The organism is Lelliottia sp. AC1 (assembly GCF_023278595.1).
Taxonomy (GTDB): Bacteria; Pseudomonadota; Gammaproteobacteria; order Enterobacterales; family Enterobacteriaceae; genus Enterobacter; species Enterobacter nimipressuralis.
Window position 1 is genome coordinate 892,396 of record NZ_CP025699.1, and the last position, 20,642, is coordinate 913,037.

The window sequence follows — 20,642 nt, forward strand, 5'->3', positions numbered from 1 at the left end:
GCTATAGCCATTAAAAAAGCCGGCATTTGCCGGCTTCTTATCATTCGTTGTGCGAGAGTATCGCCGGGATGGTGTCATCCTTTCGCAACGTCATAATTTCGCAGCCGTTGTCTGTTACCACAATAGTATGCTCGTACTGCGCAGACAAGCTTCTGTCTTTGGTTTTTACCGTCCAGCCATCTTTCATGGTACGGATGCGGTAGTCGCCGGAGTTCACCATCGGTTCGATAGTGAAGGTCATGCCTTTTTGCAGCACCACACCGCCGTCATCCGCATCGTAATGCAGAACCTGCGGCTCTTCGTGGAACACGCGGCCAATGCCGTGACCGCAGTATTCGCGCACGACGGAGAAACCTTCCGCTTCCACGAATTTCTGGATCGCGGCACCAATGGTACGCAGGCGGATGCCCGGCTTAACCATTTTCAGCGCCAGGTAGAGGCTCTCCTGGGTGATGCGGCACAGGCGCTCACCGAGGATGGTCGGCTTGCCGACGATAAACATTTTGGAGGTGTCGCCGTGATACTCGTCTTTGATGACGGTCACGTCGATGTTAACGATGTCGCCATCCTTCAGAAGCTTCTCGTCATCCGGAATACCGTGACACACCACTTCATTAATAGAGATGCAGACGGATTTCGGGAAACCGTGATAGCCGAGGCAGGCGGAGACCGCGTGCTGCTCGTTGACGATATAGTCGTTACAGATGCGATCCAGTTCGCCGGTGCTGACGCCCGGTTTGATGTACGGTTCGATCATTTCCAGCACTTCAGCGGCCAGACGACCGGCGACGCGCATCTTTTCAATTTCTTCAGGGGTCTTAATAGAGATAGCCATGTAATCTGTCCATCGGTGTCGATTTTTTCGACAATACTAGTCTAAGTGTTGTCAATGGTACCAGTCTGGAGCGTTGCCTGCCAAATTGAGAATCATTAACAGCACACACCGCCAACAATTATTGGTTTATGGTGGCGTTTTGTGGTATAAAGCGCGCCGGACTTCCGATCCATTTGTAATACACAAGATGGACCAGAGGCGACAACTCTCACATTGTGTAAATAACACACACGTATCGGCACATATTCCGGGGTGCCCTTCGGGGTCGGTAATATGGGATACGTGGAGGCATAACCCCAACTTTTAAATAGAGGTTTTAAACATGGCAACTGTTTCCATGCGCGACATGCTCAAGGCTGGTGTTCACTTCGGTCACCAGACCCGTTACTGGAACCCGAAAATGAAGCCTTTCATCTTCGGCGCGCGTAACAAAGTTCACATCATCAACCTTGAGAAAACTGTACCAATGTTCAACGAAGCCCTGGCTGAGCTGAACAAGATCTCTTCCCGTAAAGGTAAGATTCTGTTCGTTGGTACTAAGCGCGCTGCAAGCGAAGCTGTGAAAGAAGCTGCAAACAGCTGCGATCAGTTCTTCGTGAACCATCGCTGGTTGGGCGGCATGCTGACCAACTGGAAAACTGTTCGTCAGTCCATCAAGCGCCTGAAAGATCTGGAAACCCAGTCTCAGGACGGTACTTTCGATAAGCTGACCAAAAAAGAAGCGCTGATGCGTACTCGTGAGCTGGACAAGCTGGAAAACAGCCTGGGCGGCATCAAAGACATGGGCGGTCTGCCAGACGCTCTGTTCGTTATCGACGCTGATCACGAGCACATCGCAATCAAAGAAGCTAACAACCTGGGTATCCCGGTATTCTCTATCGTTGATACCAACTCCGATCCGGACGGCGTTGACTTCGTTATCCCGGGTAACGACGATGCAATCCGTGCTGTTAGCCTGTACCTGAGCGCTGTTGCTGCTACCGTTCGTGAAGGCCGTTCCCAGGATCTGGCTTCCCAGGCGGAAGAAAGCTTCGTAGAAGCTGAATAATAAGGTTCTGTCCCTTATTTAGTACCGTGTATAAATAGGGGCCTCTATCTGGCCCCTTTTTCACTTTTAAGCCTGTCTGGTTTCTTAAACCGGGCAGGACATCTCTCCCGAGGATTAAAGAATGGCTGAAATTACCGCATCCCTGGTAAAAGAGCTGCGCGAGCGTACTGGCGCAGGCATGATGGATTGCAAAAAAGCGCTGACTGAAGCGAACGGCGACATCGAGCTGGCAATCGAAAACATGCGTAAATCCGGCGCAATCAAAGCGGCGAAAAAAGCAGGTAACGTTGCAGCTGACGGCGTGATCATCACTAAGATCGACGGCACCTACGGCATCATTCTGGAAGTTAACTGCCAGACTGACTTCGTCGCTAAAGACGGCGGTTTCCAGGCTTTCGCAAACAAAGTACTGGACGCAGCGGTTGCTGGCAAAATCACTGACGTTGACGTTCTGAAAGCACAGTTCGAAGAAGAACGTGTTGCTCTGGTTGCTAAAATCGGTGAGAACATCAACATCCGTCGTGTTGCAGCACTGGAAGGCGACGTTCTGGGTTCATACCAGCACGGCGCACGTATCGGTGTTCTGGTTGCGGCTAAAGGCGCTGACGAAGAGCTGGTTAAACAGCTGGCTATGCACATCGCTGCAAGCAAGCCAGAATTCGTGAAACCAGAAGACGTGTCTGCTGAAGTAGTAGAAAAAGAGTACCAGGTTCAGCTGGACATCGCCATGCAGTCTGGCAAGCCTAAAGAAATCGCAGAGAAAATGGTTGAAGGCCGCATGAAGAAATTCACCGGCGAAGTTTCTCTGACTGGCCAGCCTTTCGTTATGGATCCAAGCAAATCTGTTGCTCAGCTGCTGAAAGAGCACAACGCTGACGTAACTGGCTTCATCCGCTTCGAAGTGGGCGAAGGCATCGAGAAAGTTGAAACTGACTTCGCAGCAGAAGTTGCTGCAATGTCCAAGCAGTCTTAATGATTGCGAAGGAGCCGCCTGAGGGCGGCTTCTTTTTGCCCCTCATGTGTAAATCAGACAGAGCCCTCTGGTTTCTGTACTGATAAGCGGCATACTATGTCGCCAGAATTAACCCCCATCTTAATCGTTGACAGTCTCAGGAAAGAAACATGGCTACCAATGCAAAACCCGTGTACAAACGCATTCTGCTTAAGCTGAGTGGCGAAGCACTGCAGGGAACGGAAGGCTTCGGTATTGACGCAAGCATTCTTGACCGCATGGCACAGGAAATCAAAGAACTGGTTGAACTGGGTATCCAGGTTGGCGTAGTTATTGGCGGTGGCAACCTCTTCCGTGGCGCTGGTCTGGCGAAAGCGGGTATGAACCGCGTTGTGGGCGACCACATGGGTATGCTGGCAACCGTGATGAATGGCCTGGCGATGCGTGATGCGCTTCACCGTGCCTATGTGAACGCCCGCCTGATGTCCGCTATTCCGTTGAATGGCGTATGTGATAACTACAGCTGGGCAGAGGCGATCAGCCTGCTGCGCAATAACCGCGTGGTGATCCTCTCCGCCGGTACCGGTAACCCGTTCTTTACGACCGACTCCGCAGCGTGCCTGCGCGGGATCGAGATCGAAGCAGACGTGGTGCTGAAAGCCACCAAAGTCGACGGCGTGTTTACTGCCGATCCAGCAACCGATCCGACTGCGACCATGTATGATCAGCTGAGCTACAATGAAGTGCTGGATAAAGAGCTAAAAGTGATGGATCTTGCCGCCTTCACGCTGGCTCGTGACCACAAATTACCGATTCGTGTTTTCAACATGAATAAGCCTGGTGCACTGCGCCGCGTAGTGATGGGCGAAAAAGAAGGCACTTTGATCACGGAATAATTTCCGTTGACGACAAATACAGGTAAGATTCCGCATTACTTTTGTAGTGGGTTTGTTACCTGGACGCGCCTTTGGCGTTGTCATGAATTAAACGCGACTATACTTAGCACACCTATAGCGGCTGTGCTGGCGGATAGTCTGCCTGAGACTAGTGTTCAAGGATTCGTAACGTGATTAACGACATCAGAAAAGATGCTGAAACACGCATGGAAAAATGCGTAGAAGCGTTCAAAAACCAAATCAGCAAAGTGCGTACTGGTCGTGCTTCCCCAAGCCTGCTGGATGGCATTGTAGTGGAATACTACGGTACCCCAACTCCGCTGCGTCAGCTGGCGAGCGTAACGGTTGAAGACACCCGTACCCTGAAAATCAACGTTTTCGATCGTTCATTGGGTCCTGCTGTTGAAAAAGCCATCATGGCTTCCGATCTGGGTCTGAACCCAAGCTCTGCGGGCACTGATATCCGCGTTCCGCTGCCTCCACTGACAGAAGAGCGTCGTAAAGAGCTGATCAAAGTCGTGCGTGGCGAAGCTGAAGGCGCTCGCGTTGCCGTGCGTAACGTGCGTCGTGATGCGAACGATAAAGTGAAAGCACTGCTGAAAGAGAAAGAAATCAGCGAAGATGACGATCGTCGTTCTCAGGACGACGTGCAGAAAATGACTGACGCTGCGATCAAGAAAGTTGACGCGGCGCTGGCAGATAAAGAAGCGGAACTGATGCAGTTCTGATTTCTGACGTCATCTGATAAAACGCCGTTCAGAAAGTCCTGTGACTTTGCTGGCGGCGTTTTGCTTTTATATGGTCTAACTTTTCTTCCGGGCATCTCATGAAGCATTTAACTCTTCTCGGCTCGACCGGCTCTATCGGTTGCAGCACTCTCGACGTTGTTCGTCACAACCCTGACCAGTACACGGTAATCGCCCTCGTGGCCGGTAAGAACGTGCAGCGCATGGTTGAACAGTGTCTGGAGTTTACTCCCCGCTATGCGGTGATGGATGACGAGGAAAGTGCTCGCCAGGTCAAAACGTTACTGACAGAGAATGGCAGTCGCACTGAGGTTTTAAGTGGTCAGCAGGCCGCATGCGAAATGGCTGCGCTAAGTGACGTGGACCAGGTCATGGCGGCCATCGTGGGGGCAGCGGGTTTACTGCCAACGCTTGCTGCTATTGATGCCGGTAAGACGGTACTGCTGGCAAATAAAGAGTCGCTGGTGACCTGCGGCCGCCTGTTTATGGAAGCCGTGAAAGCGCGAGGTGCGCGACTTTTACCGGTAGATAGCGAACATAACGCGATTTTTCAGAGTTTACCGCAACCTTTTCAGGAAAACCTGGGGTACGCTTCACTTGAGCAGAATGGCGTGGTGTCAATTTTGCTTACCGGGTCTGGTGGCCCATTCCGTGAAACGCCGCTGTCTGAACTGGCCGCAATGACGCCCGATCAGGCCTGTCGGCATCCGAACTGGTCGATGGGACGAAAAATCTCCGTCGATTCCGCCACTATGATGAACAAAGGTCTGGAATACATTGAAGCTCGCTGGTTGTTTAATGCATCGGCGAAACAGATGGAAGTGCTGATCCACCCGCAGTCGGTGATTCACTCGATGGTGCGCTATCAGGACGGTAGCGTGCTGGCGCAACTGGGCGAACCGGACATGCGCACGCCTATCGCCCATTCGATGGCGTGGCCGAACCGTGTAGTCTCAGGGGTAAAACCGCTCGACTTTTGCAAAATCAGCTCACTGACTTTCAGCGAGCCTGACTACGATCGCTACCCTTGTCTGAAACTGGCGATGAACGCCTTCGATCAGGGACAAGCGGCGACTACCGCGCTCAATGCCGCCAATGAAGTGACCGTTGAGGCATTTCTGAATCAGCACATCCGCTTTACGGATATCGCGGCACTCAATCTTTCGGTGCTTGAGGCGATGGATTTGCGTGAACCGCAGAGCGTGGAAGAAGTGCTGGCAGTCGATGCGCAAGCGCGCGTCGTTGCACGCGAACAAGTGACGCATCTCGCAAGCGGGCGATAATCCACCCACGAGTCGTCGTGCTATTTGTTAGCGTTGGGCTTCGGTGATATAGTCTGCGCCACCTGATCGCTGGTATTTGACGTAGAGTGGTCAGGTAAGCCGTGGTTTACACGGCTTTTTTGTGGAAAGGCTTCAGTATTCCTGAGTACCGTTAAATCCTTTCAGGGACTAAAAACGCGTTATGTTGTCTGCGAATCAACCAATAAGCGAAAACTTGCCAGCTCATGGCTGTCGCCATGTAGCAATCATCATGGATGGCAATGGCCGCTGGGCGAAAAGACAAGGGAAGATACGAGCCTTTGGGCATAAAGCTGGGGCGAAATCTGTTCGCCGCGCCGTATCTTTTGCCGCCAATAACGGCATTGATGCGTTAACGCTCTATGCTTTCAGCAGTGAAAACTGGAATCGACCGCCGCAGGAAGTGACTGCGTTGATGGAATTGTTTGTGTGGGCGCTCGACAGCGAAGTAAAAAGCCTGCACCGCCACAACGTCCGCTTGCGCATTATCGGTGATACCAGTCGTTTCAACTCACGTCTGCAGGAACGCATTCGTAAAGCGGAAGCGGTGACCGAAAACAATACCGGTCTGACGCTCAATATCGCGGCGAATTACGGTGGACGTTGGGACATTATCCAGGGTGTTCGGCATCTGGCTGAGCAAGTTCAGGAAGGGCTGTTAAGACCCGACCAAATTGATGAAGAGGCGCTGGGTCAGCAAATCTGCATGAACGAACTGGCACCTGTGGATTTGGTTATTAGGACAGGGGGAGAACATCGAATCAGTAACTTTTTGCTTTGGCAAATTGCCTATGCCGAACTTTACTTTACGGATGTTCTTTGGCCCGATTTTGATGAACAAGACTTTGAAGGTGCGCTGAATGCCTTTGCCAATCGTGAGCGTCGCTTCGGCGGCACTGAGCCAGGCGCCGAAAAAGTCTGATGGGGGTAGCTTTTGCTGAAGTATCGCCTGATTTCCGCTTTTGTATTAATACCCATCGTTATCGCGGCGCTGTTTTTACTGCCGCCGGTGGGATTTGCCATTGTCACGCTGGTGGTGTGTATGCTCGCCGCGTGGGAATGGGGGCAGCTTAGCGGCTTTACTTCGCGCACTCAGCGGGTATGGCTGGCTGTACTCTGTGGCCTGTTACTGGCGCTGATGCTGTTGTTGTTGCCTGAGTACCATCACAATATCCATCAGCCATTGATTGAGGGTTCCCTGTGGGCCTCGCTGGGCTGGTGGGTTGTCGCATTGCTGCTGGTGCTTTTTTATCCCGGCTCTGCAACATTCTGGCGCAACTCTAAAACGCTGCGCCTGATTTTCGGCCTGCTCACAATTGTTCCTTTTTTCTGGGGTATGCTTGTGCTGCGTGTCTGGCACTACGACGACAACCACTACAGCGGCTCACTGTGGCTGCTCTATGTGATGATTCTCGTCTGGGGTGCTGACTCCGGGGCCTATATGTTTGGTAAACTCTTTGGCAAACATAAACTGGCGCCGAAAGTGTCGCCTGGCAAAACCTGGCAGGGGTTCATCGGCGGTCTGTTTACGGCGGCGATTATCTCCTGGGGATATGGCGTGTGGGCGAATCTTGACGTCGCACCGACCACGCTGCTGATTTGTTCTATTTTTGCCGCGCTGGCGTCCGTTCTTGGGGATTTAACCGAGAGCATGTTCAAGCGTGAAGCAGGGATCAAAGACAGCGGTCACCTTATCCCAGGACATGGTGGAATACTGGATCGCATCGATAGCCTGACGGCTGCGGTACCGGTCTTCGCATGCCTGTTGTTGCTGGTATTTGGCACGATTTAACGGAAGGTTTTATGTTGAGCATCCTATGGAATCTGGCGGCGTTCATTGTTGCACTTGGTGTACTCATCACTGTGCACGAATTTGGCCATTTCTGGGTTGCGCGGCGTTGCGGTGTGCGGGTCGAGCGTTTTTCGATTGGCTTCGGTAAAGCGCTTTGGCGTCGCACTGATCGCCATGGTACTGAGTTTGTCATCGCGCTGATCCCGCTCGGCGGCTACGTGAAAATGCTGGATGAGCGCGTAGAGCCTGTTGCGCCTGAGATGCGACACTACGCCTTCAACAACAAAACCGTCGGCCAGCGCGCCGCCATCATTGCTGCCGGTCCGGTAGCGAACTTCATCTTCGCCATCTTCGCCTATTGGCTGGTGTTTATCATCGGTGTCCCTGGTGTTCGTCCGGTTGTTGGTGAAATAAACGCCAACTCCATCGCCGCGACGGCGCAAATTGCACCAGGCATGGAACTTAAAGCGATCGATGGTATCGAAACCCCTGATTGGGAAGCTGTCAGGCTGCAATTGGTTTCTAAAATCGGCGATGATCAGACCACCATCACTGTTTCACCCTTTGGTGCCAGTCAGCGTCAGGACAAAGTCCTCGATTTGCGTCACTGGGCGTTTGAGCCAGATAAAGAAGATCCGGTTGCGGCATTGGGCATTCGCCCACGCGGTGCGCAGATCGAACCGGTGTTAGCTGAAGTGCAGGCTGATTCAGCGGCGAGTAAAGCAGGTTTGCAAGCGGGCGACAGGATCGTTAAAGTCGATGGTCAACCGTTAACACAATGGATGACGTTTGTTATTCTGGTGCGCGATAATCCTGGCACACCGCTGGCAGTTGAGATCGAACGACAGGGGAGTCCGCTCTCCTTGACGCTAATCCCGGACACCAAGCCGGGCGGTGGTAAGGCAGAAGGATTTGCGGGCGTAGTGCCCAAAGTGATACCGCTGCCAGATGAGTACAAGACAATACGCCAGTATGGGCCGTTCAGCGCCATCCTTGAAGCCACGGATAAAACATGGCAACTGATGAAGCTGACGGTCAACATGTTGGGGAAATTGATTACCGGTGACGTAAAACTGAACAACCTCAGTGGGCCGATTTCTATCGCTCAAGGGGCTGGGATGTCAGCGGAATTCGGGGTGATTTACTATCTCATGTTTCTCGCGCTCATTAGCGTGAACCTCGGGATAATCAACCTGTTCCCGCTTCCCGTATTAGACGGGGGGCATCTGCTGTTTTTAGCGATCGAAAAGCTAAAAGGTGGACCGGTATCCGAGCGAGTTCAAGACTTTAGTTATCGCATTGGCTCGATACTGCTAGTGCTGTTAATGGGGCTTGCGCTTTTCAATGATTTCTCTCGGTTGTAAGAGAGATAGTTAGGAAGAATGCATAATAACGATGGCGATGAAAAAGTTGCTCATAGCGTCGCTGCTGTTTAGCAGCGCAACCGTATACGGTGCTGAAGGTTTCGTAGTGAAGGATATTCATTTCGAAGGTCTTCAGCGTGTCGCCGTCGGTGCGGCCCTCCTCAGTATGCCAGTTCGCCAGGGCGACACGGTTAATGATGAAGATATCAGTAACACCATTCGTGCACTGTTTGCCACTGGCAACTTTGAGGACGTTCGCGTCCTGCGCGATGGTGATACGCTGCTGGTTCAGGTGAAAGAACGCCCGACGATTGCCAGTATCACTTTCTCCGGTAACAAATCGGTGAAAGACGATATGCTCAAGCAAAACCTTGAAGCATCTGGTGTTCGTGTGGGTGAATCTCTGGACCGCACAACCCTGTCCGACATCGAAAAAGGACTGGAAGATTTCTACTACAGCGTCGGTAAGTACAGCGCGAGCGTCAAAGCCGTTGTCACTCCGCTGCCGCGTAACCGCGTCGATCTGAAACTCGTCTTCCAGGAAGGCGTTTCAGCGAAGATCCAGCAGATCAACATCGTGGGCAACCACGCGTTCAGTACGGACGAGCTGATCTCTACCTTCCAGCTGCGCGATGAAGTGCCGTGGTGGAACGTAGTCGGCGATCGTAAATACCAGAAACAGAAGCTGGCGGGCGATCTCGAAACCCTCCGTAGCTACTATCTGGACCGCGGTTATGCCCGTTTCAACATTGACTCTACTCAGGTCAGTCTGACTCCGGACAAGAAAGGTATCTACATTACGGTTAACATCACTGAAGGCGATCAGTACAAGCTTTCCGGTGTTGAAGTAAGCGGAAACCTGGCGGGTCATTCCGCTGAGATCGAGAGTCTGACCAAGCTTGCACCGGGTGAACTGTATAGCGGCGCGAAAGTGACCAAAATGGAAGACGGCATTAAAAAGCTGCTCGGCCGTTATGGTTATGCCTACCCGCGCGTACAGACTCAGCCAGAAATCAACGACACGGATAAAACCGTTAAGCTCCACGTTAACGTGGATGCGGGTAACCGTTTCTATGTGCGGAAAATTCGCTTTGAAGGTAACGATACCTCCAAAGATTCCGTACTGCGTCGCGAAATGCGCCAGATGGAAGGCGCATGGTTGGGCAGCGACCTCGTTGACCAGGGTAAAGAGCGTCTGAACCGTCTGGGTTACTTCGAAACGGTCGATACCGATACACAGCGTGTATCAGGCAGCCCGGATCAGGTAGACGTGGTTTACAAGGTGAAAGAGCGTAACACCGGTAGCTTTAACTTCGGTGTGGGTTACGGCACCGAAAGTGGCGTGAGCTTCCAGGTCGGCGTTCAGCAGGATAACTGGTTAGGTACGGGCTATTCCGTTGGCATCAACGGTACCAAGAACGACTACCAGACCTATTCCGAGTTCTCTGTCACTAACCCATACTTCACCGTTGACGGTGTGAGCCTGGGCGGTCGTATTTTCTATAACGACTTTAAAGCAGACGATGCGGACCTGTCCTCGTACACCAACAAAAGTTACGGTGTTGATGGCACGCTTGGCTTCCCGATTAACGAATACAACACCCTGCGTGCTGGTTTAGGTTACGTGCATAACGACCTGTCCAATATGCAACCGCAGGTGGCAATGTGGCGTTATCTGGACTCTATCGGTCAGTCGGCGAGCACCTCCAGCGACAACAACGGTTTCGCTGCAGATGACTTCACCTTTAACTACGGTTGGACGTATAACCGCCTTGACCGTGGTTTCTTCCCGACAGCGGGTTCTCGCGTCAACCTGAACGGTAAAGTGACCGTTCCGGGTTCTGATAACGAGTTCTACAAAGTTACGCTGGACACGGCGTCTTACTTCCCAATTGATGAGGATCACAAGTGGGTTGTGCTGGGTCGTACACGTTGGGGTTACGGTGATGGCTTAGGTGGCAAAGAGTTGCCATTCTATGAAAACTTCTATGCCGGTGGTTCCAGCACAGTACGTGGCTTCCAGTCCAATAACATTGGTCCGAAAGCGGTGTACTACGGCGGCAACGACTCTGATAACTGTGATAAGAAGTCTTCGTCAGAAGTCTGTAGCTCTGATGACGCGGTGGGTGGTAACGCCATGGGCGTCGCCAGCCTGGAGATCATTACGCCTACGCCGTTCATCAGCGATAAGTATGCGAACTCTGTGCGTACCTCGTTCTTCTGGGATGCGGGTACCGTGTGGGATACCAACTGGGATAACACTGCTCAGATGAAAGCAGAAGGTGTGCCGGATTACAGCGATCCGAGCAACATTCGCATGTCTGCAGGTATCGCATTACAATGGATGTCACCGTTGGGGCCGTTGGTCTTCTCCTACGCCCAGCCGTTTAAGAAATACGATGGAGACAAAGCGGAACAGTTCCAGTTTAACATTGGTAAAACCTGGTAATTATCCGTTGCAATGGAATGCGTTGGCAGTGTAGCGCTGACAACCGGCGATCGCATAGACGATCGCCTTGCCACGCAAAGAACGGTACCTTCGGGTACCAATGGGATGGTAAGGAGTTTATTGTGAAAAAGTGGTTATTAGCTGCAGGTCTGGGTTTGGCAATGGTGACTTCTGCTCAGGCAGCGGACAAAATTGCAATCGTCAACATGGGTAATCTTTTCCAGCAGGTAGCCCAGAAAACGGGTGTTTCTGCGACTCTGGAAAACGAATTCAAAGGCCGTGCTGGTGAACTGCAAGGTATGGAAAACGATCTTCAGTCCAAAATGCAGCGTCTGCAGCGCGATGGTTCTACCATGAAAGCGAGCGACCGTAGCAAGCTGGAAAAAGACGTAATGGCACAGCGTCAGACTTTCTCTCAGAAAGCACAGGCTTTCGAGCAGGATCGTCAGCGTCGTTCTAACGAAGAGCGTGGCAAACTGGTAACTCGTATTCAGTCTGCTGTGAAAGCTGTTGCAGCCGATCAGAACATCGATCTGGTTGTTGATGCGAATGCCGTTGCTTTCAACAGTAGCGATGTGAAAGACATCACTGCTGATGTACTGAAACAGGTTAAATAAGTAATGCCTTCAATTCGACTGGCTGATCTCGCTCAGCAGTTGGATGCAGAATTACACGGTGATGGCGATATCGTCATCACCGCTGTTGCGTCCATGCAATCTGCTAAAGCAGGCACAATAACGTTCATGGTAAGCCCGAAGTACCGTGAGCACCTGGCTCAATGCCAGGCGTCTGCTGTCGTTCTGACGCAGGACGACCTTCCGTTTGTCACGACAAGCGCACTGGTAGTAAAAAATCCCTACCTGACTTACGCGCGTATGGCTCAAATTCTTGATACCACGCCGCAGCCGGCGCAGAACATTGCTGCCAGTGCAGTCATTGATCCGACGGCGAAGCTGGGTAATAACGTTGCAATTGGCCCGAATGCCGTTATCGAATCCGATGTTGTTCTCGGTGATAACGTGGTGATTGGCGCGGGTTGTTTCGTGGGTAAACAGACTAAAATTGGTGCAGGCTCCCGTTTGTGGGCCAATGTGACCGTCTATCATGAGATCGAAATCGGCGAAAATTGCCTGATCCAGTCCAGTACCGTGATCGGTTCGGACGGGTTTGGTTATGCCAACGATCGTGGTAACTGGATTAAGATCCCTCAGCTCGGCCGGGTAATTATCGGCGATCGCGTTGAAATCGGCGCATGCACAACGATTGACCGCGGTGCCCTCGACGACACCATCATTGGTAATGGTGTTATCATTGATAACCAATGTCAGATTGCGCATAACGTTGTGATTGGCGACAATACAGCTGTTGCAGGTGGCGTGATCATGGCAGGCAGTCTGAAAATTGGCCGTTACTGCATGATCGGTGGTGCCAGCGTGATCAATGGGCATATGGAAATATGCGACAAGGTCACGGTGACAGGCATGGGTATGGTGATGCGTCCTATCACTGAGCCTGGTGTCTACTCCTCCGGCATTCCGCTGCAACCGAACAAAGTGTGGCGTAAAACCGCAGCTCTGGTGATGAACATTGATGATATGAGCAAGCGTCTCAAAGCGATTGAGCGCAAAATCGATCAACAAGACTAAACGTTCATCCCTATAACGCTAAATTTCCCGGCCTGTCGGCTTTCTTATAAACCGGCAGGCCGTGTTATTATTGCTATTCAGTAAATTTTGACAGGAAGAGTATTTTGACTACCGACACTCATACTCTGCATATTGAAGAGATTTTAGAGCTTCTGCCGCACCGCTACCCGTTTTTGCTGGTAGATCGTGTGCTGGATTTTGAAGAAGGTCGTTTTCTGCGCGCAGTGAAAAATGTCTCTGTAAATGAGCCATTCTTCCAGGGACATTTCCCTGGTAAACCTATCTTCCCGGGTGTGTTGATCCTGGAAGCGATGGCACAGGCTACCGGTATTCTGGCGTTTAAAAGCGTCGGTAAACTGGAGCCAGGTGAACTGTATTACTTCGCGGGTATTGATGAAGCGCGCTTTAAGCGCCCAGTCGTGCCTGGTGATCAGATGATCATGGAAGTGACTTTTGAAAAAACGCGCCGTGGCCTGACGCGCTTCAAAGGCGTTGCGCTGGTTGACGGCAAAGTTGTTTGCGAAGCGACCATGATGTGTGCGCGTAGCCGGGAGGCCTGATACGTGATTGATAAATCCGCCTTTATTCATCCAACCGCCATTGTGGAAGAGGGCGCCGTAATTGGTGCTAACGCCCACATTGGTCCTTTTTGTATTGTCGGACCCCATGTCGTTATTGGCGAGGGTACCGTACTGAAATCTCACGTGGTGGTGAATGGTCATACGACTATTGGCCGCGATAATGAGATCTATCAGTTTGCCTCCATTGGCGAAGTGAACCAGGATTTGAAATATGCTGGCGAACCGACCCGTGTGGAAATCGGCGATCGCAACCGCATTCGCGAAAGCGTCACCATTCATCGTGGCACAGTACAGGGTGGTGGATTGACGAAGGTGGGCAGCGACAACCTCTTTATGGTCAACGCGCATATCGCGCACGACTGTACTGTGGGCAGCCGCTGTATCCTCGCCAACAACGCAACGCTGGCAGGACACGTATCGGTTGACGATTTCGCAATCATTGGCGGCATGACCGCAGTCCATCAATTCTGCATCATTGGTGCACACGTGATGGTCGGCGGTTGCTCCGGTGTGGCGCAGGATGTCCCACCGTATGTGATTGCGCAGGGCAACCATGCGACGCCGTTTGGCGTCAACATTGAAGGTCTTAAGCGTCGTGGCTTTAGCCGCGAAGCGATTACCGCGATCCGCAACGCGTATAAACTGTTGTACCGTAGCGGCAAAACGCTGGAAGAGGCCAAGCCAGAAGTTGCAGAGCTGGCAGAACAGCACCCTGAAGTGAAAGCGTTCACCGAGTTTTTTGAACGCTCAACTCGCGGTCTGATCCGTTAATGGTCGACACTCGTCCATTAACGATAGCCCTGGTCGCCGGAGAAACCTCCGGCGATATTCTTGGTGCAGGTCTTATCCGCGCACTCAAGGCTCGCGTACCCAATGCCCGCTTTGTCGGCGTGGCAGGCCCGCTGATGCAGGCCGAAGGCTGTGAAGCCTGGTACGAAATGGAAGAGCTGGCGGTAATGGGCATTGTTGAAGTGCTAGGCCGTTTGCGCCGCCTGCTGCACATCCGCGCCGATCTCACCCGTCGTTTTACCGATCTCAAACCCGATGTGTTCGTCGGGATCGATGCCCCTGATTTCAATATTACCCTCGAAGGGAACCTGAAAAAGCAGGGTATCAAAACGATCCACTACGTCAGTCCGTCCGTCTGGGCGTGGCGACAGAAACGTGTTTTCAAAATAGGCAGATCGACCGATCTGGTGCTTGCTTTTCTGCCTTTCGAAAAAGCGTTTTACGATAGATTCAATGTTCCTTGCCGCTTTATCGGCCATACCATGGCAGACGCCATGCCGCTGGATCCGGATAAAAATGCGGCGCGCGATATTCTTGGCATTCCGCACGACGCCCACTGTCTGGCCCTGTTGCCAGGGAGCCGCGGTGCTGAAGTGGAAATGCTCAGCGCCGATTTCCTGAAAACGGCGCAAATCCTTCGCCAGACTTACCCCGATCTTGAAGTCGTTGTGCCGCTGGTAAATGCCAAACGCCGCGAGCAGTTCGAGCGTATCAAAGCCGAAGTGGCCCCTGATCTGCACATCCACCTTCTGGATGGCAAAGGCCGCGAGGCGATGTTCGCCAGCGACGCTGCGCTGCTGGCCTCGGGAACTGCGGCGCTGGAATGCATGCTCGCGAAATGTCCGATGGTAGTGGGTTATCGCATGAAGCCGTTCACCTTCTGGCTGGCGAAACGTCTGGTGAAGACGGATTATGTCTCATTACCTAACCTGCTTGCCGGGCGCGAGCTGGTGAAAGAGTTACTGCAGGATGAGTGTCAGCCTCAGGCATTAGCTGACGCGCTGCTGCCCTTGCTGGCAGACGGCAAAACCAGCCACCAGATGCATGACACTTTCCGGGAGTTGCATCAGCAGATCCGCTGTAATGCCGATGAGCAGGCGGCTGATGCGGTGCTGGAGTTAGCAAAATGATGGAATTTGTTTACCCTCACACGCACCTGGTTGCGGGTGTGGACGAAGTCGGACGCGGTCCGCTGGTGGGTGCGGTAGTGACCGCTGCCGTGATCCTCGATCCGGCTCGCCCGATTGTCGGGCTGAACGACTCAAAAAAGCTTTCTGAAAAACGCCGCCTGGCGCTGTTCGATGAGATCAAAGAAAAAGCGCTGGCGTGGAGCTTAGGCCGCGCCGAGCCAGAAGAGATCGACACGCTGAACATTTTGCATGCCACGATGCTGGCGATGCAGCGTGCCGTTGCCGGGCTGAATATCGTCCCTGAATATGTGCTGATCGACGGAAACCGCTGTCCTGCGCTGCCTATGCCGTCGATGGCGGTGGTGAAGGGCGATAGCCGTGTGGCTGAAATCAGCGCAGCGTCTATCATTGCCAAAGTCACGCGCGATGCCGAAATGGCCGCGCTGGACCTCACCTTTCCCCAGTATGGCTTTGCCCAGCACAAGGGGTATCCAACCGCTTTCCATCTGGAAAGACTGGCTGAACACGGCGCAACTGAACATCATCGGCGCAGTTTTGGTCCGGTGAAACGCGCACTGGGACTGGTGTCCTGAATCAATACGCAAGTAATTAAGTAACGCGGAATCTGAAGATGGCTGAACCACGTTTCGTACACCTGCGGGTGCATAGCGACTACTCCATGATTGATGGGCTGGCGAAGACCGGGCCGCTGGTAAAAAAGGCGGCCTCCCTTGGCATGCCTGCGCTGGCGATCACCGATTTCACCAACTTATGCGGTCTGGTGAAGTTCTACGGAACGGCGCACGGCTCCGGCCTGAAGCCGATTGTCGGTGCGGATTTTCACGTCCAGTGCGATTTGATCGGCGATGAGCTGACGCAGATTTCCGTTTTAGCCATGAATAACACCGGCTACCAGAACCTGACGCTGCTGATTTCCCGCGCCTACCAGCGCGGCTACGGCGCGGCGGGTCCGTGGATCGACCGCGAGTGGCTTGCAGAGCTTAACGAGGGCTTACTGCTGATCTCCGGTGGCCGCCTGGGCGATGTGGGCAAAAGCCTGCTGCGCGGCAACAGCGCATTGGTGGATCAGTGCGTTGCATTTTATGAAGAACACTTCGCGGATCGTTTCTATCTTGAGCTGATCCGCACCGGTCGTCCTGATGAAGAGAGCTATCTGCATGCGGCGGTGGCCCTTGCGGAAGAACGCGGTCTGCCCGTCGTCGCGACCAACGACGTGCGTTTCCTTGAGCCTGGCGACTTTGATGCGCACGAGATCCGCGTGGCCATCCACGATGGTTTTACTCTCGACGACCCCAAGCGTCCGCGTAACTATTCGTCGCAGCAGTACATGCGCAACGAAGACGAAATGTGTGAGCTGTTTGCCGACATTCCGGAAGCGCTGGAAAACAGCGTCGAAATTGCCCGCCGTTGTAACGTCACTGTTCGTTTAGGCGAATACTTCCTGCCGCAATTCCCGACCGGTGATATGACCACCGAAGATTTCCTCGTGGTGAAATCGAAAGAGGGTCTGGAAGAGCGTCTCGAATTCCTGTTCCCGGATCCGGCCGAGCGCGCCGAAAAACGTCCGGCCTACGATGAGCGTCTGGATATTGAACTCCAGGTGATCAACCAGATGGGGTTCCCCGGCTACTTCCTGATCGTTATGGAGTTTATCCAGTGGTCGAAGGATAACGGCGTGCCGGTAGGCCCTGGGCGTGGTTCCGGTGCGGGTTCACTTGTCGCCTACGCGCTCAAAATCACCGACCTCGATCCGCTGGAATTCGACCTGCTGTTTGAACGTTTCCTTAACCCGGAACGTGTTTCGATGCCCGACTTCGACGTTGACTTCTGCATGGAGAAACGCGACCAGGTGATTGAGCACGTCGCGGACATGTACGGTCGTGACGCGGTATCGCAGATTATTACCTTCGGTACGATGGCGGCGAAAGCGGTTATCCGCGACGTGGGCCGCGTGCTCGGCCATCCGTACGGTTTTGTCGATCGCATCTCCAAACTGGTGCCACCTGATCCAGGTATGACGCTGGCGAAAGCCTTTGAAGCGGAACCTCAGCTGCCGGAAATCTACGAAGCTGACGAAGAGGTGAAAGCGCTGATCGACATGGCGCGCAAGCTGGAAGGTGTCACGCGTAACGCCGGTAAACACGCCGGTGGCGTGGTCATCGCGCCGACTAAAATCACCGATTTTGCCCCGCTGTATTGCGATGAATCAGGGCAACATCCGGTCACCCAGTTTGATAAGAACGACGTAGAGTACGCGGGCCTGGTGAAGTTCGACTTCCTTGGTTTGCGAACGCTCACTATCATCGACTGGGCGCTGAAGATGATCAACCCGCGCCGGGCCAAACAGGGCCTGGAGCCGATTGATATCGCCGCCATCCCGCTCGATGACAAGAAAAGCTTCGACATGCTGCAGCGCTCGGAAACCACAGCGGTATTCCAGCTTGAATCGCGCGGCATGAAAGATCTGATTAAACGTCTTCAGCCCGACTGCTTCGAAGATATGATCGCACTGGTGGCCCTGTTCCGTCCGGGGCCGTTGCAGTCAGGGATGGTAGATAACTTTATCGACCGTAAGCATGGTCGCGAAGAGATCTCTTACCCTGACGTCCAGTGGCAGCACGAGTGTCTGAAACCCGTTCTTGAGCCAACCTACGGCATTATCCTGTACCAGGAACAGGTGATGCAGATTGCTCAGGAGCTTTCCGGCTACACCCTTGGCGGCGCGGATATGCTGCGTCGTGCAATGGGTAAGAAAAAGCCGGAAGAGATGGCCAAGCAGCGCGGCACCTTTGAAGAGGGGGCGAAAAGCCGTGGCGTTGACGGTGAGCTGGCGATAAAAATCTTCGACCTGGTAGAGAAATTCGCCGGTTACGGATTTAACAAATCGCACTCTGCTGCTTATGCGCTGGTTTCGTATCAAACCCTGTGGCTGAAAGCGCACTACCCGGCAGAATTTATGGCGGCCGTCATGACCGCCGATATGGATAACACCGAGAAAGTGGTCGGCCTGGTCGATGAATGCTGTCGCATGGGGCTGAAAATCCTGCCTCCGGATATTAACGCCGGGATGTACCATTTCCACGTCAACGACGACGGCGAAATTGTCTACGGGATTGGCGCCATCAAAGGCGTAGGCGAAGGCCCAATCGAAGCCATTATCGAAGCGCGTAACAATGGCGGTTACTTCCGCGAGCTTTTCGATCTCTGTGCCCGTACCGACACCAAAAAGCTGAACCGCCGGGTGTTGGAAAAACTGATTATGTCCGGGGCGTTTGACCGCCTCGGGCCGCATCGCGCAGCGCTGATGAATTCCCTCGGCGATGCGTTGAAAGCCGCCGATCAGCACGCAAAAGCTGAAGCTATCGGTCAGGCGGATATGTTTGGCGTGCTGGCAGAAGAGCCTGAGCAAATTGAGCAATCATATGCCAACTGCCAGCCGTGGCCGGAACATACGGTGCTGGAAGGGGAGCGTGAGACGTTAGGGTTGTACCTGACGGGGCACCCGATTAACCAGTATCTGAAAGAAATTGAGCGCTATGTCGGAGGCTACAGGCTAAAAGACATGCATCCGACAGAACGTGGTAAAATGACCACGGCGGCGGGGCTCGTCATTGCTGCGCGGGTTATGGTCACCAAGCGCGGTAATCGCATCGGCATCTGTACGCTGGATGACCGTTCCGGGCGGCTGGAGGTGATGTTATTCACCGAAGCGCTGGAAAAATACCAGCATTTGCTGGAAAACGACCGCATACTTATCGTCAGCGGACAGGTCAGCTTTGATGACTTCAGCGGCGGGCTTAAAATGATGGCCCGTGAAGTGATGGATATTGACGAAGCCCGGGAAAAATATGCTCGCGGGCTTGCTATCTCGCTGACGGACAGGCAAATTGATGACCAGCTTTTAAACCGACTCCGTCAGTCTCTGGAACCCCATCGATCGGGGACCATTCCAGTACATCTCTACTATCAGAGGGCGGATGCACGCGCGCGGTTGCGCTTTGGTGCAACGTGGCGTGTCTCTCCGAGCGATCGTTTACTTAACGATCTCCGTGGCCTCATTGGTTCGGAGCAGGTGGAACTGGAGTTTGACTAATACAGGAATACTATGAGTCTGAATTTCCTTGATTTCGAACAGCCGATTGCAGAGCTGGAAGCGAAAATCGATTCTTTGACAGCGGTAAGCCGTCAGGATGAAAAACTGGATATTAACATCGACGAAGAAGTGCATCGTCTGCGTGAAAAAAGCGTAGAACTGACGCGCAAAATCTTTGCCGATCTCGGCGCATGGCAGATTGCCCAACTGGCTCGTCATCCACAGCGCCCGTACACCCTGGATTATGTCCGCCTGGCGTTTGATGAATTTGACGAACTGGCAGGCGATCGCGCTTATGCTGACGACAAAGCCATTGTTGGCGGTATCGCTCGTCTGGATGGTCGCCCGGTGATGATCATTGGTCATCAGAAAGGCCGTGAAACCAAAGAGAAAATCCGTCGTAACTTTGGGATGCCAGCGCCGGAAGGCTACCGTAAGGCCCTGCGCCTGATGGAAATGGCAGAGCGCTTTAACATGCCTATCGTGACCTTTATCGACACCCCAGGTGCATACCCAGGTGTTGGTGCAGAAGAGCGCGGTCAGTCTGAAGCTATCGCACGTAACCTGCGTGAAATGTCGCGTCTGTCCGTTCCGGTGATTTGTACCGTGATCGGTGAAGGCGGCTCCGGTGGCGCACTGGCTATCGGCGTGGGCGATAAAGTGAATATGCTGCAGTACAGCACCTATTCCGTTATCTCCCCTGAAGGCTGTGCCTCCATTCTGTGGAAGAGTGCAGACAAAGCGCCGCTGGCAGCGGAAGCAATGGGTATCATCGCACCACGCCTGAAAGAGCTGAAACTGATCGATACCGTGATCCCAGAACCACTGGGTGGCGCGCACCGTAAGCCGGAAGTGATGGCCGCTTCCCTTAAGGCGCAGCTGCTGGCTGACCTGGCCGATCTCGATGTGCTGAGCAAAGAAGACCTGCTCAACCGTCGCTATCAGCGCCTGATGAGCTACGGTTACGCGTAAGTTGCACACATAAATCTTAAAAGCCGC

Annotated in this window: 18 protein-coding genes; 17 read left to right on the top strand and 1 reads right to left on the bottom strand. The window is 53.2% G+C overall.

All coding sequences use genetic code 11. The annotated features are described in order from the left end of the window. Window positions 1-40: 40 nt before the first annotated feature. The gene (map, locus tag C0560_RS04160; protein ID WP_102104629.1) at window positions 41-835 is read right to left on the bottom strand and encodes a type I methionyl aminopeptidase; all 795 of its coding nucleotides are present in this window, start codon (window positions 833-835) and stop codon (window positions 41-43) included. A 322-nt stretch (window positions 836-1,157) separates the two neighbouring features. Here map and rpsB point away from each other — a divergent pair, with 322 nt between their 5' ends. The 17 genes from rpsB to accA all read left to right on the top strand — a co-directional run bounded on the left by rpsB (window position 1,158) and on the right by accA (window position 20,615). Next, a complete protein-coding gene (gene rpsB, locus C0560_RS04165) occupies window positions 1,158-1,883 on the top strand; it encodes a 30S ribosomal protein S2 (RefSeq protein WP_100777560.1) in 726 nt (241 codons plus the stop codon). Window positions 1,884-2,004: 121 nt separating this feature from the next. After that, window positions 2,005-2,856, top strand: a complete 852-nt coding sequence (gene tsf / locus C0560_RS04170) for a translation elongation factor Ts (RefSeq protein ID WP_100777559.1) — start codon at window positions 2,005-2,007, stop codon at window positions 2,854-2,856. A 149-nt stretch (window positions 2,857-3,005) separates the two neighbouring features. Further along, the gene (gene pyrH / locus C0560_RS04175) at window positions 3,006-3,731 is read left to right on the top strand and encodes a UMP kinase (protein ID WP_100777558.1); all 726 of its coding nucleotides are present in this window, start codon (window positions 3,006-3,008) and stop codon (window positions 3,729-3,731) included. A gap of 170 nt (window positions 3,732-3,901) precedes the next feature. Beyond that, on the top strand, window positions 3,902-4,459 hold the full coding sequence (frr, locus tag C0560_RS04180; RefSeq protein WP_095280841.1) for a ribosome recycling factor: 558 nt from the start codon (window positions 3,902-3,904) through the stop codon (window positions 4,457-4,459). A 98-nt stretch (window positions 4,460-4,557) separates the two neighbouring features. Beyond that, entirely contained in the window at window positions 4,558-5,760 is a 1,203-nt protein-coding gene (ispC, locus tag C0560_RS04185) for a 1-deoxy-D-xylulose-5-phosphate reductoisomerase (RefSeq protein ID WP_123429460.1), read from the top strand. Between the two features lie 181 nt (window positions 5,761-5,941). Next, window positions 5,942-6,700, top strand: a complete 759-nt coding sequence (gene ispU, locus C0560_RS04190) for a (2E,6E)-farnesyl-diphosphate-specific ditrans,polycis-undecaprenyl-diphosphate synthase (RefSeq protein WP_100777556.1) — start codon at window positions 5,942-5,944, stop codon at window positions 6,698-6,700. Between the two features lie 12 nt (window positions 6,701-6,712). Further along, complete coding sequence (gene cdsA, locus C0560_RS04195) at window positions 6,713-7,570, top strand: phosphatidate cytidylyltransferase (RefSeq protein WP_107702222.1); 858 nt, start codon at window positions 6,713-6,715, stop codon at window positions 7,568-7,570. A gap of 11 nt (window positions 7,571-7,581) precedes the next feature. Next, window positions 7,582-8,934 (top strand): sigma E protease regulator RseP, encoded by a 1,353-nt coding sequence (rseP, locus tag C0560_RS04200; RefSeq protein WP_123429459.1) that lies wholly within the window; start codon window positions 7,582-7,584, stop codon window positions 8,932-8,934. 31 nt (window positions 8,935-8,965) lie between these two features. Continuing rightward, window positions 8,966-11,383 carry an outer membrane protein assembly factor BamA gene (gene bamA / locus C0560_RS04205; protein ID WP_102104632.1) on the top strand — a complete coding sequence of 806 codons (2,418 nt, stop codon included), beginning with the start codon at window positions 8,966-8,968 and terminating at the stop codon, window positions 11,381-11,383. Between the two features lie 122 nt (window positions 11,384-11,505). Continuing rightward, complete coding sequence (gene skp, locus C0560_RS04210) at window positions 11,506-12,000, top strand: molecular chaperone Skp (RefSeq protein WP_100777552.1); 495 nt, start codon at window positions 11,506-11,508, stop codon at window positions 11,998-12,000. Window positions 12,001-12,003: 3 nt separating this feature from the next. Next, complete coding sequence (gene lpxD, locus C0560_RS04215) at window positions 12,004-13,029, top strand: UDP-3-O-(3-hydroxymyristoyl)glucosamine N-acyltransferase (protein ID WP_248859693.1); 1,026 nt, start codon at window positions 12,004-12,006, stop codon at window positions 13,027-13,029. Window positions 13,030-13,133: 104 nt separating this feature from the next. Further along, window positions 13,134-13,589, top strand: a complete 456-nt coding sequence (fabZ, locus tag C0560_RS04220) for a 3-hydroxyacyl-ACP dehydratase FabZ (RefSeq protein ID WP_007373234.1) — start codon at window positions 13,134-13,136, stop codon at window positions 13,587-13,589. Window positions 13,590-13,592: 3 nt separating this feature from the next. Continuing rightward, window positions 13,593-14,381 carry an acyl-ACP--UDP-N-acetylglucosamine O-acyltransferase gene (gene lpxA, locus C0560_RS04225; RefSeq protein ID WP_100777550.1) on the top strand — a complete coding sequence of 263 codons (789 nt, stop codon included), beginning with the start codon at window positions 13,593-13,595 and terminating at the stop codon, window positions 14,379-14,381. Next, window positions 14,381-15,529, top strand: a complete 1,149-nt coding sequence (gene lpxB, locus C0560_RS04230) for a lipid-A-disaccharide synthase (RefSeq protein WP_181827358.1) — start codon at window positions 14,381-14,383, stop codon at window positions 15,527-15,529. Before lpxA ends, lpxB begins: the two co-directional genes overlap by 1 nt. After that, window positions 15,526-16,122, top strand: coding sequence for a ribonuclease HII (rnhB, locus tag C0560_RS04235; protein ID WP_102104634.1), 597 nt, complete (start codon window positions 15,526-15,528; stop codon window positions 16,120-16,122). Before lpxB ends, rnhB begins: the two co-directional genes overlap by 4 nt. A 38-nt stretch (window positions 16,123-16,160) precedes the next feature. Then, window positions 16,161-19,643: a DNA polymerase III subunit alpha gene (dnaE, locus tag C0560_RS04240; protein ID WP_248859694.1), complete on the top strand. Its 3,483-nt coding sequence runs from the start codon at window positions 16,161-16,163 to the stop codon at window positions 19,641-19,643. A 12-nt stretch (window positions 19,644-19,655) separates the two neighbouring features. Next, complete coding sequence (gene accA / locus C0560_RS04245; protein WP_100777546.1) at window positions 19,656-20,615, top strand: acetyl-CoA carboxylase carboxyl transferase subunit alpha; 960 nt, start codon at window positions 19,656-19,658, stop codon at window positions 20,613-20,615. Window positions 20,616-20,642 lie beyond the last annotated feature (27 nt).